We start from the raw sequence: 12,743 nt of genomic DNA, 5'->3' as shown, positions 1-12,743 counted from the left end.
CGTGGGGGGGAGGCGGCGTCAGGTCGCTTTATTTATACCCTTATCTTGGTTTCACACTTATCGGGCCTTTTCTCCATCCTCCTCATATGACGGACGGCGGATTCCGCAAGACGGGACATCACCCGCGGGAGGTCCGAATCATTCCAGACCGAATTGAAGGTGTCCTGGGCCAACAGCCTGTCACTTAATCTATAATACGGTTCCTTGTCCAGGGTGAGTTCGAAGTCTTCGTAATTGAAATCGAGTCTCCCTTCAAAAACCCCCTCCAAAAGATCCTTTGCACTGTATACGAAAAATTTTTTCAAGTCCTCCGTTGATTCGGCTTTGTTCATCATCTCTCTGAAACCGGGCAAGACTCTGTTTTCATGCTTTGTAAAGGAAATCTGTCTCGTCATGACTGTTCCTCCTGGTCTGTGGTGATCCCTGTTCGGAGCAATTATCCGCCGGCTCGACAGGCACGCAAAAGTTGAACGTTCACCCCTTCAGTTGACGCACCGTCATTCACCGACGAACACCTGTAGCGAATCACTCTCTTTCATCCTTCCTCCGAACCGCTCCAGGGAAACATACCCCCGCGACACCTCAGGTCTACAATTTCCATGAAACCGAGGGGCCGAATGTTCCGCCAAGGACGATTCACCCCTAAATCGCCAATAAATCCGCTGGAATAGTAAAAACATAATGAGGTCCCAAAAGGTAGGGGCCCTGAGGGCCATCTGGAAACAACACAGGAACTAAGCTTTTTTGATGAGGTTGGAAAAAACGCTTTTGATTGAATTATATCGATAAGAAACCCTTGCGTCAATGTCCTTCCATTTCATGTGTCAATAGCATTTCAAGCGGCCGTTTTTAAAAACCGATCTGGATTTGTCTTTCATTACAGCCTGCTTCCTTGTTTCCATTTATGAAAGGCTCAGCAAATATGCTGCCTTTCGTCTCTTTCTTCGGTATAATCTCCATGAATAGATAAGGTGAGCAGATGACCAACAAAGCCGAAATAAAAAAGCATGAAAATCTTGAGTGTTTCAGATAGCATAGAAACCCGGCTTTACGACGGTTTGGATATCGACGAATTTCCCGGGATCGAACTGATACTTTCCTGCGGAGACCTTCCACCGGAATACTTGACCTATCTGGCCAAGGGCTTCAATGTCCCCCTTTATTATGTGAGTGGCAATCACGATATCCGCTACCTGGAAAAACCGCCTGATGGCTGCGAAAACCTGGACGGCCGAGTCGTTCGATTCAGGGGGCTTAATTTTCTTGGCCTCGAAGGTTCCCGGTGGTATAACGGCGGTCCCTTTCAATATACGGAGGAACAAATGCGGCAAAAGGTTCGAAACCTCCGTCGCGACTTCAAACGTCTCGGAGGTGTCGATGTCATCATCACCCATGCCCCGCCCCGCTTCGTCCACGATGAAGAGGATCCATGCCACAAGGGCTTCAGGGTGTTCCGGTGGCTTATCGACAAATATTCACCGGCATATTTCGTTCACGGACATATCCATTCCTTTTTCAACGATCCTTCCGAGCGCATGACTCTGATAGGAAATACCCAAGTGGTGAACAGCTATGGTTACACCATCCTGGAAATCAATGATAAGCGGATGGCTGGGAAAGACCGGCCAGGATCATAGGCGCCGCGCAAAATCCGAAGTTAAGTCTTTCAAGGAAGACCAGGAAAAAGAAGCAGCCTTTGATGCCATGGATCTTGGGGTCCGGCTAGTCCCCCTGGAGCGGATCGTTGGAAGTGTGGGCCGCTACCATGATTTCGACAGCAAGTTCAGGCTCAAGGATCACCTTCCTCAGGAGAGGCTCGAACTCATCAAAAAGACCATGAAGGAGGGGAAGCCCCTACCTCCTGTTCAATTATATCAAATCAAGGATGAGTACTACGTTCTCGACGGGAATCACAGGGTAGCCGCTGCCAAAGAATTGGGGTATTCCCAAATCCATGCCCATATCGTGGAATTCATCCCATCAAAGGATACCCTGGAGGGAATCCTGTATCGGGAAAGGGCAGACTTCAAGGCCCAAACTGGACTCTCCGACAAGATAGACTTGACCGAGATCGGGAAATACCCCTATCTCCTTCAACAAATATCAAGGCACCGTCAGCACCTCGAACAGGAGAGTGGAGGGAAGACGCCGGTATCCCTTGAAACCGCAGCGGAGGACTGGTACAAAACGATTTACAGGCCTCTCACAGCCATCATTCAGAGGGGACGACTGCTGGAGTCCTTTCCCAATCGTACTCTCGCCGATCTCTACACCTACATCTCCTCCCATCAATGGGAAAGGATGAGTACGAGGAGGTACGGGAGGGGAATCGATCCGCTTATCTGCAGAGACATGGAGGAATTCAGGGAAAAGATGAGCCAGAAGCGGGAAGCGGAATATCCGGAAATGCTTCGCAAAATAACAGCCTTCGTACTCATGCACGTCTCGGCCAAAAAGGAAGACCGGATCATCGAAAAACTTTACTCGCTGGAGGAAGTTCAGGAAATCCACTCCGTTCACGGTGATGTGGATCTTCTCATAAAAATCGTCCTTACGAGGGATCTGGTCTCCTCGGACGCCGAGATCATCGGGGATTTTGTCCACAACCAGATCCGACAACTCCCCGGGGTGATCAGCACCCAGACCCTGATTCCGGGATTCTCCAAGATCAAGAACATCCCTGCGGGTGATTCCGGCTAGGATGGCCCCCTGGTTGAATCTTACAACTCAGTCCGGGGAACAAACTACTCATTTCTTGTTTTTCTGAAAGTAGTCGACAACTTCGATATTGTTTGTGCAAGACTCAGTGACCAAGTATTCATGAATGGGGGTTTTTATGGGCGTTGAGGAGGTTAAGAGGCATTTCATTGATAATCATCTTCCTTATGAAATCCTTGAATTTGATGAAAGCACAGAAACCGTCGAACTGGCGGCCCGGGCCTTGGGCGTTGAACCGGCCCGGATCGCCAAATCCCTCGCTTTCAAGGTGAAGGATCGTGATATCCTTGTCGTGACCAGGGGTGACGCCAGAATAGACAACAAAAAATTCAAGCAGCAGTTCCGGGCCAAGGGAAAGATGATGGCCCCCGACGAGGTCCTTGAGGCCACCGGTCATCCCGTAGGCGGTGTCTGTCCTTTTGGATTGAAGAAAGATATGGAAATCTACCTGGACGAAAACCTTAGGGCCTTTGACAAGGTATACCCGGCTGCGGGGTCCCGCAACTCCTGTATCGAGATTTCACCGGAAGAACTTCACGCGGTTACCGGGGCCGAATGGGTGGATGTCTGCAAGTAGATCCGCCTGAATGAGCCGGCAAGGGGAGGCAAACAAAAAGGACGGCCCGAAAGGGTCGTCCTTTTTGTTTAGGTTGACATGAACGGCTCTTAATGAACCGTGATCTTCCTGGCCTTTTCCTCCTCCGGCTTGGGGATCTCGATATTCAACACTCCGTCTTTGTAATCCGCCTTGACCTTGTCAGGATCCAGTCCCTTGGGAACCACAAAGGAACGTGAGAACTTCCCGAAAAACCTTTCCTTCCGGTAATACCTATCTTCCTGCACCTCATTTTCGCTGGCGCGTTCACCTTCCAACGTGAGGATGTTGTCCTTCAATTCCACACGGATGTCCTTCTTGTCAACGCCGGGAAGTTCGGCCTTGATAACGATCTTGTCTCCCTTGTCCATGATATCGACCGCGGGCTTCCATCCTTCCAGCATGGATTCGTCACCGAACCACTGGGAAGGGAACAAAGGCCCGCTGAAAAGCTGATTAATGCGGTCGGATAAAGTCTCCATTTCTCTCCAAGGATTCCATTTTACGAGGTCCATAATCACACCTCCTTTCCGGATTTCCTTCCCGCTGAATCAGCCATAAAATAAGCATTGAGTTTGGTTTGTCAATATCACGGAAATGGAAAATCGCCCGGAAACCGAGCTGACGCCATCGGCCTAAGACTCGATCTGATACTCAATGTTCACCTTCAAGTCTTTCCTTAATGAATGGTAGACAGAGCAATACTTGTCCAGAGACAGGGCGATGGCCCGGTCGATCTTGGAGGGTGTAATTCCTTTGCCCGATATATGGATCATCAAATCCACGGACGTATAATATTGGGGGGGATCGGGTCTCCTGGTCCCTGAGGCTTCCACTTCGTACTTGGAAACTTCACAACGCATCTTTCTCAAGATATGAACCACGTCGATAGAGATGCATCCCGCAATACTCAGAAGCAGAGTCTCGGTTGGAGAGCAGCCTTCCTCGTACTTGACATCGTATTCCACTTCGTAACCCCGCTGAGTCATGCCGATGAAGTAAAGATCCCGTTCAAGACGAAGCCGGGATTTATTGACCGGCAGGATCTTCTTCTTGTAACCTTCCAGTTCCGGTTGAATTTCCGAATCCTTTTCTTTGTTCATTTCAATCATTTCACACCTCCGTTTTCAATCTTGGTTCAATCCGAATTCAGGTCTTCTCACCCATTCCATTACCCGGGACTCCAAATAGCGATGCAACTCCCTTGTATGTCCTTCCAGATTTCTTTTTATGCAGGGAAAATCCCCAGGATCCCGGGCCCTGTATATTTCCATCAACCGTTCGAATCGCCCATATAGATCTTCCTTCCTCAGGGATGAAAGCATCCGGACCACCCGGTCAACCAGGTCCCCGGCGATTCTTCCTTCTCCCTTCATCTGTTTCAAGCCCTCAAGGAATCCCAGGATGACCGATGGAAGGATACCATCACTTGCCCATACGGCCTCCCCCAACCCCTCAAACTTGTCCAACCGCATCCTGACGGTCATGTCAAGGAAGAAAAGCAAGAGGGCCTCCGGAGGGGAAAGGCCTTCCTTCGCGGCCGAACCGATAAGAGGTTGGTATCCCCTCGCAGTCACGAGACGGACTTGGATTCCCACCCTCTCTGATCGAACGACAAAATCTCCTCCCCCATGGTGCCAAGGTAAGATCTGGGCATAGGTCTCCGGATCGAAATAAAGGGTAAGGATTCGGGAGGCCGCCCGGATGATCTCATGACGTTCCCCTTGAGAGGCCCGCCTATATCCCGCTTCTAGATCCCATATCAGGATGCCGTCGGCCTGATCCTTGTCCCCGCAAAAGTGCCATTCATGGAAATCTTCGAACCACTGGGACAGGAGCACGTCCATCCTTTGAACAAAATCACGCCTTCGGATATCCACCGAATCCAGCATATAAACCCGGGGAAGATAAGGATAGCCGTACCGCCGGTTCAATTGCTCCAAGAGAGCGGCCTCCCGCTGTAAGGTCGCCCTTGCCTCCGGCAAAAGGGCGACATTTCCGGAGAGTTTCACCCTAAGGGTACCCGAAAAAACCTCAATGCTCACGATCTGATACAATGTGCCGTATTTTTCGTATCTAAATAAAAGCCTTTCGATATCCCCCGGATTCACATCTTTTTTCCAGATTCGAGAAAGGATAAGGGCAAGTTGTCGTCCTCCCTCTTTGAGAACGGCTGTTTCCATCGCCGAAAAGAAATCCTCCAGGCTCAGGACGGGGTGCAGCTGAAGTGGTCGGAGTCGGAGGACGAAGGGCCTTTTGAGGACTTCATCGTCGACGGGCACATCTCCCTGTTGGGACGAAAAAGACCACACGATCTTCATGGTTCCGGAATTATTCCTTTTTCCTGGTCTCAGGCCTTTGAACTTGCCGCTGGACTTGCATGAGTGTAAAGAAGGGGAGAAAATGGGTCAAGGGAAACAGGGCAGAGTTCCGGAAAAGAATTTCGGGAAGGGGACTATGCCTTCGAAATCTTTTTTCAACAACGATTCAACCCAAATCATGCATGAACGCTTGCCCGCCGGCTGTTTGACGGGAAGTAGCGGAGGGAACATCCCTTTACCCTTCACCCATCGGGTGCTGTCAGAATGCTTCAAATATTGTAATAAAGATCATAATTTGGGTTCAAAGGAGGGAAAAACATGAAGAAAATCGGAATCGTCGGGGGACTGGGGCCGGAGTCAACGCTCTATTACTACCGGATCTTCACGAATCTGTGTTACTCCAATCCAAAACTTGAAGGAAGCATGCCGGAGATCCTCATTTACAGTCTGAATCTTCAGGAATGCCTTAAGATCATGGAGGCGGAAAGGTGGTCCGAGATGGCCCAGAAAATCCTGGATGCCTTTTTCTCTCTTTTTCGGGCAGGAGCGAATTTTGGTTTGATCGCAGCCAATACACCTCACAAAGTCTTTGACGTTATAAAGGAAGAGTGCCCCATCCCCCTGATCAGCATCGTGGAGGCCACCTGCATGGCTGTAAAGCAAAAGGGGCTTTCGCGGGTAGGCCTTTTTGGAACACTCACAACGATGGGCTCCTCCTTTTACCGGGATGTATTTGAGCGACACGGGATCACCATCGAAATTCCGGAGGAAAAGGATCGGGACTACATCTGTGAAAAGATCTCCCGGGAACTTGGGGTTGGAATCATCCGGGAAGAAACCCGAAGAGGGTTCCTGGACATTGCGGAGAAAATGAGAAAAGAAAATTCCATCGAAGGGCTGATCCTAGGTTGTACTGAGATTCCTCTCCTGCTGGGAGGAGAGGATATAGGAATGCCCTTTTTCGATACATCCAGGATCCATGTCGAAAGCGCCTTGGAATATTCCATGAACGCATCTTGATGGACCGATAGGCATAAGGAAATGACATGCGGGCGGTATGTGGGGAACCCAAGGGACTTTCAGCGGCCGGATGGATCATTGGCCGCTGAAAGCCTGAAAAGATTTGTCTGCCCGTGAAAGACAAAATCTGATTCAGAAATCCTTGAAGTCATCCTCCTCCATCGGGATGACCTGATTAGGATCCACCTCCTTGAGCTTGGAGGCAGGCAGGTTCGTGTTTTTCACCTCTCGCGCAGGAAGGGAGCCCGCGGCGGAGACATCCGTCTCCCGAGCCGGAACCGTCTCAAGGGAACTGCCGTGGGAGCCATCTCCTTTCATACCCTTGGTTCCATGAACCAGCATGATCAGATCCCTGACATAAGCCTTCATTCCTTCGGCCTGGGCATTCATTTCTTCGGCGGCACTGGCGGATTCTTCAGCGCCGGCTGCATTCTGTTGAGTGACCTGGTCCATGTCGGCCACGGCTCGGGTCACCTGTTCAATACCCTCCGCCTGTTCTTTGGAGGCCGCAGCGATCTCGTCCACCAGGGATCCTACGCGGGAGGAGATTTCGATGTTTTGCTGAAATGCTTCCTTGGTCGCCAGGGTGAGTTCGTTTCCCTTCTGAACGGCCTGGATGGTATCCCCAATCAATTGGGCAGTATTTTTTGCCGCCTCGGCAGCCCGCATGGCGAGGTTTCGGACTTCATCGGCCACCACGGCGAATCCCGCCCCGGCCTCTCCTGCCCGGGCCGCCTCAACCGCCGCGTTCAAGGCCAAAAGATTAGTCTGAAAAGCGATTTCATCAATAGTTTTCACAATTTTGTCCGTTTCCTGGCTGGAACGGGTGATATCGTCGATCGCCTCGCTCATGTTGCCCATATGGCGACTAACATCTTCCACGATCCTTTTGACCTCTCCCATCATGCCCTTCGCCTCATTGGCATTCTCCGCATTCTGTTTGACCATGGAAGAAATTTCTTCGAGAGAAGAAGAGGTCTCTTCAATGGCCGCTGCCTGATGAGAAGAGCCCTCGGCCAGTTCCTGGCTGGACTTTGAGACCTGCCCGGCCGCAGAGGCCACCTGTTCCGCCGCCTCGCTGACACCCCTGATTACGGTATTGATCTTTGCATTGATCCTCTTGATGGATATCAATGCATAGAAAACACCGAGCAAGAGGGCCGCTCCCATAACACCGAAGATGATTCTTCCTGAAAGCCTCGTATCCTCCCTGAGTTGCTTTTCGCTCTTATTACCCAGGTCCTCACACACGGCTACCAGTTTTGCCTTGTTCTGGGCCATGGAAGCCTTGAGTTGGGCCTGTACCTGGACCTTTTCGTGGAATTGTTCAACGGTGGATTTAAAGGTTTCATACTGTTTCAGAATGGTCGCCCCCAGTTCTCTCAATGAATCGCTGTTATTGACCTTCCCCGCCCAAGCCTTTATCGTTTTCAGGAGCTTGGAGAAGCCCTCTTCCACCTTTTTCCAATGCCCCGGGGATGGCCGCGGTAGATACACCTGGACATTGGACATGAGAACCTTTGCCTCCATAATCATTTCCTGGTGCCACAACTGGCCCTTTTCGATGTTTCCAGCCAAGCCCTTGTACATATCTTCGATTTGGCCTGCGAGCTTTTCCTTTTCGTCTTCTTCAAGGGTATATTGGACGAAGGCCTTACGATATCCCTTAATGGCCTCCTGGGCCGCGGCCAGTTGTTCCTTGCCCGCTCTGTCTACAGAGGCCTTTCCCTTGATCTCCTCGATAAAGGCTGAGCCTTTTCCAAGAATATCCAAGGTCTTGGCCTTGGTCTCGGCCATGCTCTCCCTGTCCCCGCTCAGGGCGGCCACCATGTAGAGATCGAACTGTTCCTTACCCAGGGCAACTATGGATTGGAGCGAACTGATATCCTTGTAAAGTCCGACGACCTTGGACACACGGAGGAGCCCGAAGTAACCAGCACCTCCCACGATTCCCATGAGGATCAGTAACAGGATGATTCCGGAAGCAATCCTCTTTCCGAGCGTAAGTTGTCGTCGCATTTCATTTCTCTCCTTTGTTTGGTATTACGGTACTCAGACCTCTGTGCTGCATCGTAAGGATTGCAAAAACAGGGCCATGAGATGGAAAAGGTTGACGTCGGTGAATTTCAAGAGAAAAGCGAAATTTTATTTTGCGAAAAAGGTGGTAAAATCCGGCCCTTTGGACTTTTTCTGAGCCACGGGGCTTATTACTGAAACCTTCAACGGGTGGGGCAGTTTGGAGGCGGTAAAATGAAATATGTCCGTTTTTTCCGGAAGGATCAAAAAAAAGCGAATGGCCAGGGATAAGAAGGGGAAAGAAGCTCCTGAACAGAGTGTTTTTTCGTCAAAATTTCGACACCTCGATGTCCCCTTGACACACCAGGAATGCAAATCAAGGTTTACATCTCTTCCCTTTTCTCTCTGAATTACAGCCCATTTATCCGGTTTCAATGGTTGAAAACCGTAGAGGGCCTTGCTTCCTGTTCCCAGGGGACCTGAAGTGGCGGTAAAATAATAACCGCCCGGGGGCGGGAAATCTCTCCCCCGGGCGGTCCATGAAAAAAGGATTAATACATATCTTCAGAAGGCATCTGAGGCATATCCGCCTTTTTCTTTTCAGGTTTTTCCGCCACCATGGCCTCAGTGGTCAGGAGAAGGCCGGCCACGGAAGCCGCATTCTGGAGAGCGAACCGTGTCACCTTGGTAGGATCGATGATTCCCGCCTTGATCAGGTCTTCATATTGACCAGTCTCGGCATTGAACCCGTGGGCCCCCTTGGCAGAAATGACCTCCTGCACCACGACCGAACCTTCGAATCCTGCGTTGTTGGCGATCTGCCGCACGGGCTCTTCAAGGGCCCTTCTCACCAGTTTGGCTCCAAGCTGTTGGTCTCCGGGAAGCTCCAGTTTGTCCAAGGCCTTCAAAACCCTTAGATAAGCAACGCCGCCTCCTGGAACGATCCCCTCTTCCACAGCGGCCCGCGTGGCGTTCAGGGCGTCTTCCACCCGGTCCTTTTTCTCCTTCATCTCGGCCTCGGTCGCCGCTCCCACATTGATCACGGCCACACCGCCGATCAGTTTGGCAAGGCGTTCCTGGAGTTTTTCCCGATCATAGTCGCTGGTCGTATCCTCGATCTGGGCACGGATCTGTTTCACCCGGCCTTCCAAGGCCTTGCGGCTGCCTCCACCATCCACGATAGTGGTGTTGTCCTTGTCGATGCTGACCCTCTTTGCGGTCCCCAGATCGTTGATAGTCATATTTTCCAGCTTGATCCCAAGATCCTCGCTGATCACCTGTCCACCTGTCAGGATGGCGATATCCTCGAGCATGGCCTTTCTACGATCGCCGAAACCCGGGGCTTTTACCGCTGCACACTTCAGGGTCCCTCGCAGCTTATTGACCACCAGGGTCGCCAGGGCCTCGCCCTCCACGTCCTCGGCAATAATAAGGAGAGGCTTTCCCATCTTGGCGATCTGTTCCAGAATGGGAACCAGGTCCTTCATATTGCTGATTTTTTTCTCGTGGAGAAGAATATAGGGTTCCTCCAGGTGAACTTCCATCTTCTCAGGTTCAGTGACAAAGTAAGGGCTGATATAACCGCGATCGAACTGCATTCCTTCTACGATCTCGAGAGTCGTCTCCATTCCCTTGGCTTCTTCTACGGTGATGACGCCTTCTTTGCCCACCTTCTCCATGGCCTCGGCGATGATATCCCCGATGGTCTTGTCGTTGTTGGCCGATACGGTCCCTACCTGGGAGATCTCCGCCTTCTCCTTGGTGGGCTTGGACAGTTTCTTCAATTCTTCCACCACCGCTTCAACCGATTTGTCGATACCACGCTTGATAGCCATGGGATTTGCACCGGCGGCCACCAATTTTGACCCCTCACGATAAATCGCCTGGGCCAGCAATGTGGCCGTTGTCGTCCCATCTCCGGCCACGTCAGAGGTCTTGGAAGCCACCTCCTTGACCATCTGGGCGCCCATATTCTCGAACTTGTCCTCCAGTTCGATCTCTTTGGCCACCGTCACCCCATCCTTCGTGGTCTTGGGTGATCCCCAGGATTTTTCGATCAAGACATTCCGACCCTTCGGTCCGAGGGTGACCTTCACTGCTTCGGCAAGAGTATCGACGCCCCGCAATATCTTTTCTCTCGCTTCAGCGCCGTACTTGATCATCTTGGCTGTCATGTCTGTATCCCTCCTCGTACCTTATTCGATAATGGCAAGAATATCGTCCTCTCGCATGATGGTGTGTTCCACTCCTTCAATCTTGACCTCAGTGCCTGCATATTTCCCAAAAAGCACCCGGTCGTTTTCCTTAACCTCCATAGGAATCCGCTTGCCGTCATCGTTCAACTTGCCGGGCCCGACCGCCACCACCCTACCTTCCTGGGGTTTCTCCTTGGCCGTATCAGGGATGATGATGCCCCCGGCCGTCTTTTCATCTTCCTCGATCCTTAGCACCAGCACCCGGTCATTCAATGGCTTCAATTTCATGTTCAAACTCCTCCTTTGCTGTGTATTGTTGCCGAATCTTGGGTGTTGTAACCACCTGCTTGTGCTCCCGCCAAGGGATTCCCGAAAAACCACCTAACACGGTAACATGTTGATATAACTGAACTAAAAAATTCGGAAAAAAAATAAGCACCTTTTCGGAATTGTCAAGATCAGGATTTTGATTTTTCCCGAGAAAAGACGGGCCGGGGTTGGATGGCAAAAATTGATCAAAGGGGTATTTCTTGGGAGGGGACAAAAAAGCTGAAGAATCAAGAAAAGATGTTTTTCTCTTGAACCCGGGTCGTACTGAATCCAGACGGGGAATCATTAAAAAAAACGCAGGGCCATGTCGGCCCTGCATAAACAACACCCTCGGCGTCCGGGGATATGATGATCTACATCGTCTCCTTTAAAGTTTCCTCGAATTCCTTAAAAAACTTATCCCGTTCTCTCCAATCCGGGCCGAAGTGCTTATTGAAATAGTTGCCCAGCCTTTCAAAAAGCTTTTTCCATACGGGCTTTCCTTCTCCCAAAACCACGTCCTCCAGGAATGTCTTCAGTTCCGGGATCTTGTCCTTCGGCAGGAAAGAGACCGCACCCAGTTTAATGGATTTTTTGAGGGCCTCAGGGGTCAAGGCATGGGCCGTGAGCATGACAGTCGGGAACCCCCTATCCACCGAATTTTGGAGAAGTTCGAATCCGTTGACCCCCATGATATCAAGGATCACGATGTCGTAAGTATACCCTGAGAGGTACTGTATTGCAGTTTCATAATCAGGTGCCTTGTCTACAAGACACATATCGAGCTCTTCTTCCACGGTCTCCAGAATATCAGGCTCATCATCCACTACCAGAATGGATTTTCCTTGAAGAGGACTTTCTAAACTCATGTAGCCATGACCCTCCTTTCCACGATCATAATTTAAAGTTAACAAATAATAGATAAGAGTTCAAAAGAAAAAGTCAAAATTTTTCCAAACAAAGGGGCCTTTCCGAAAGCTGTTCCAATCAAGACCGCTTTCAAAGTATGATCCAATCATCGATCGAAGTTCCGGATCAAAAAGGGTTAGGCTGAAAAGCCGCCGGAAGACCTAGGCTCGTGCCCATCCATAAATGGCCCTTTTCCCCAATCTTCCGCCTTCGCTATGGCTACGGCGTGACAAGCCCGCCAGACAGCGGCGGACAGGCTGTGTCAGGCTCAGATTTTAACCCAAATTATGCATTAATAATGAAAATGATCTTTATTACAATATGTTAAAGCATTTTGACAGCACCTGATGGGTGAAGGGTAAAGGGATGTTCCCTCCGCTACGTTCGCTGCGCCGTCCATGGCTCCGCTCACTGCCGATTTTGGCTCTTTCGCTCTCCTGCTCCAGAGCCAAAATAGGCCACTTCGGGAAAATCCCTTTACCCTTCCTTAGACAGGCGTTCACGCATAATTTGGGTTTAATCCTCGAAATACTTCAATGTATTCCTGCGGTTAAAATCTTCGCCTTCCTTGACCTTGAACAAAATTGCCTATTTATGGATGGACACTAGGCTCGCCGCCACCCTCTCAACCCCCAAAGCAGAACAACCAATGCCAGCACC

The 12,743-nt window shown here is 50.6% G+C and carries 13 protein-coding genes; 4 read left to right on the top strand and 9 right to left on the bottom strand.

Going from position 1 to position 12,743, the window contains the following annotated elements; genetic code table 11:
• Positions 1 to 32 precede the first annotated feature (32 nt).
• The gene (locus tag JRF57_06900; protein ID MBW2303427.1) at positions 33 to 395 is read right to left on the bottom strand and encodes a hypothetical protein; all 363 of its coding nucleotides are present in this window, start codon (positions 393 to 395) and stop codon (positions 33 to 35) included.
• A 612-nt stretch (positions 396 to 1,007) separates the two neighbouring features.
• On the opposite strand from JRF57_06900, the gene JRF57_06895 reads away from it, so the two are divergent.
• The 3 genes from JRF57_06895 (at position 1,008) to JRF57_06885 (ending at position 3,295) form a co-directional block, all read left to right on the top strand.
• The gene (locus JRF57_06895; GenBank protein ID MBW2303426.1) at positions 1,008 to 1,637 is read left to right on the top strand and encodes a metallophosphoesterase family protein; all 630 of its coding nucleotides are present in this window, start codon (positions 1,008 to 1,010) and stop codon (positions 1,635 to 1,637) included.
• The gene (locus tag JRF57_06890) at positions 1,597 to 2,700 is read left to right on the top strand and encodes an Lrp/AsnC ligand binding domain-containing protein (GenBank protein MBW2303425.1); all 1,104 of its coding nucleotides are present in this window, start codon (positions 1,597 to 1,599) and stop codon (positions 2,698 to 2,700) included. Before JRF57_06895 ends, JRF57_06890 begins: the two co-directional genes overlap by 41 nt.
• Before the next feature lie 136 nt (positions 2,701 to 2,836).
• Entirely contained in the window at positions 2,837 to 3,295 is a 459-nt protein-coding gene (locus JRF57_06885) for a YbaK/EbsC family protein (protein ID MBW2303424.1), read from the top strand.
• Between the two features lie 89 nt (positions 3,296 to 3,384).
• Here the strand turns inward: JRF57_06885 and JRF57_06880 are convergent, their stop codons facing one another.
• From JRF57_06880 to JRF57_06870, 3 genes are all read right to left on the bottom strand, one after another.
• A complete protein-coding gene (locus tag JRF57_06880; protein MBW2303423.1) occupies positions 3,385 to 3,828 on the bottom strand; it encodes an Hsp20/alpha crystallin family protein in 444 nt (147 codons plus the stop codon).
• A gap of 120 nt (positions 3,829 to 3,948) precedes the next feature.
• Positions 3,949 to 4,425, bottom strand: a complete 477-nt coding sequence (locus JRF57_06875) for an OsmC family protein (GenBank protein ID MBW2303422.1) — start codon at positions 4,423 to 4,425, stop codon at positions 3,949 to 3,951.
• 15 nt (positions 4,426 to 4,440) lie between these two features.
• Positions 4,441 to 5,634, bottom strand: a complete 1,194-nt coding sequence (locus JRF57_06870) for a hypothetical protein (protein ID MBW2303421.1) — start codon at positions 5,632 to 5,634, stop codon at positions 4,441 to 4,443.
• A 318-nt stretch (positions 5,635 to 5,952) separates the two neighbouring features.
• Here JRF57_06870 and JRF57_06865 point away from each other — a divergent pair, with 318 nt between their 5' ends.
• The gene (locus tag JRF57_06865) at positions 5,953 to 6,654 is read left to right on the top strand and encodes an amino acid racemase (GenBank protein ID MBW2303420.1); all 702 of its coding nucleotides are present in this window, start codon (positions 5,953 to 5,955) and stop codon (positions 6,652 to 6,654) included.
• 132 nt (positions 6,655 to 6,786) lie between these two features.
• Here the strand turns inward: JRF57_06865 and JRF57_06860 are convergent, their stop codons facing one another.
• From JRF57_06860 to JRF57_06840, 5 genes are all read right to left on the bottom strand, one after another.
• Positions 6,787 to 8,673 (bottom strand): methyl-accepting chemotaxis protein, encoded by a 1,887-nt coding sequence (locus tag JRF57_06860; GenBank protein ID MBW2303419.1) that lies wholly within the window; start codon positions 8,671 to 8,673, stop codon positions 6,787 to 6,789.
• A gap of 548 nt (positions 8,674 to 9,221) precedes the next feature.
• Entirely contained in the window at positions 9,222 to 10,844 is a 1,623-nt protein-coding gene (gene groL, locus JRF57_06855; protein ID MBW2303418.1) for a chaperonin GroEL, read from the bottom strand.
• A gap of 21 nt (positions 10,845 to 10,865) precedes the next feature.
• Positions 10,866 to 11,153, bottom strand: coding sequence for a co-chaperone GroES (gene groES, locus JRF57_06850; GenBank protein ID MBW2303417.1), 288 nt, complete (start codon positions 11,151 to 11,153; stop codon positions 10,866 to 10,868).
• Positions 11,131 to 11,514: a hypothetical protein gene (locus JRF57_06845; GenBank protein MBW2303416.1), complete on the bottom strand. Its 384-nt coding sequence runs from the start codon at positions 11,512 to 11,514 to the stop codon at positions 11,131 to 11,133. Before JRF57_06845 ends, groES begins: the two co-directional genes overlap by 23 nt.
• Positions 11,515 to 11,548: 34 nt before the next feature.
• On the bottom strand, positions 11,549 to 12,043 hold the full coding sequence (locus JRF57_06840) for a response regulator (GenBank protein MBW2303415.1): 495 nt from the start codon (positions 12,041 to 12,043) through the stop codon (positions 11,549 to 11,551).
• Positions 12,044 to 12,743 lie beyond the last annotated feature (700 nt).

The organism is Deltaproteobacteria bacterium (assembly GCA_019310525.1).
Classification (GTDB): Bacteria; Desulfobacterota; DSM-4660; order Desulfatiglandales; family HGW-15; genus JAFDEE01.
Note: the sequence above shows the minus strand (reverse complement) of the source record. Positions and strands in the feature narration are given on the sequence as shown.

What these genes read in the sequence shown, in the direction of transcription:
- JRF57_06875 (MBW2303422.1), bottom strand. Translation starts at nt 4,425, where the DNA reads ATGATTGAAATGAACAAAGAAAAGGATTCGGAAATTCAACCGGAACTG.
- JRF57_06890 (MBW2303425.1), top strand. Translation starts at nt 1,597, where the DNA reads ATGATAAGCGGATGGCTGGGAAAGACCGGCCAGGATCATAGGCGCCGC.
- JRF57_06845 (MBW2303416.1), bottom strand. Translation starts at nt 11,514, where the DNA reads ATGCAGGGCCGACATGGCCCTGCGTTTTTTTTAATGATTCCCCGTCTG.
- JRF57_06870 (MBW2303421.1), bottom strand. Translation starts at nt 5,634, where the DNA reads ATGAAGATCGTGTGGTCTTTTTCGTCCCAACAGGGAGATGTGCCCGTC.
- JRF57_06860 (MBW2303419.1), bottom strand. Translation starts at nt 8,673, where the DNA reads ATGCGACGACAACTTACGCTCGGAAAGAGGATTGCTTCCGGAATCATC.
- JRF57_06895 (MBW2303426.1), top strand. Translation starts at nt 1,008, where the DNA reads ATGAAAATCTTGAGTGTTTCAGATAGCATAGAAACCCGGCTTTACGAC.
- groES (MBW2303417.1), bottom strand. Translation starts at nt 11,153, where the DNA reads ATGAAATTGAAGCCATTGAATGACCGGGTGCTGGTGCTAAGGATCGAG.
- JRF57_06865 (MBW2303420.1), top strand. Translation starts at nt 5,953, where the DNA reads ATGAAGAAAATCGGAATCGTCGGGGGACTGGGGCCGGAGTCAACGCTC.
- JRF57_06880 (MBW2303423.1), bottom strand. Translation starts at nt 3,828, where the DNA reads ATGGACCTCGTAAAATGGAATCCTTGGAGAGAAATGGAGACTTTATCC.
- JRF57_06840 (MBW2303415.1), bottom strand. Translation starts at nt 12,043, where the DNA reads ATGAGTTTAGAAAGTCCTCTTCAAGGAAAATCCATTCTGGTAGTGGAT.
- JRF57_06900 (MBW2303427.1), bottom strand. Translation starts at nt 395, where the DNA reads ATGACGAGACAGATTTCCTTTACAAAGCATGAAAACAGAGTCTTGCCC.
- JRF57_06885 (MBW2303424.1), top strand. Translation starts at nt 2,837, where the DNA reads ATGGGCGTTGAGGAGGTTAAGAGGCATTTCATTGATAATCATCTTCCT.
- groL (MBW2303418.1), bottom strand. Translation starts at nt 10,844, where the DNA reads ATGACAGCCAAGATGATCAAGTACGGCGCTGAAGCGAGAGAAAAGATA.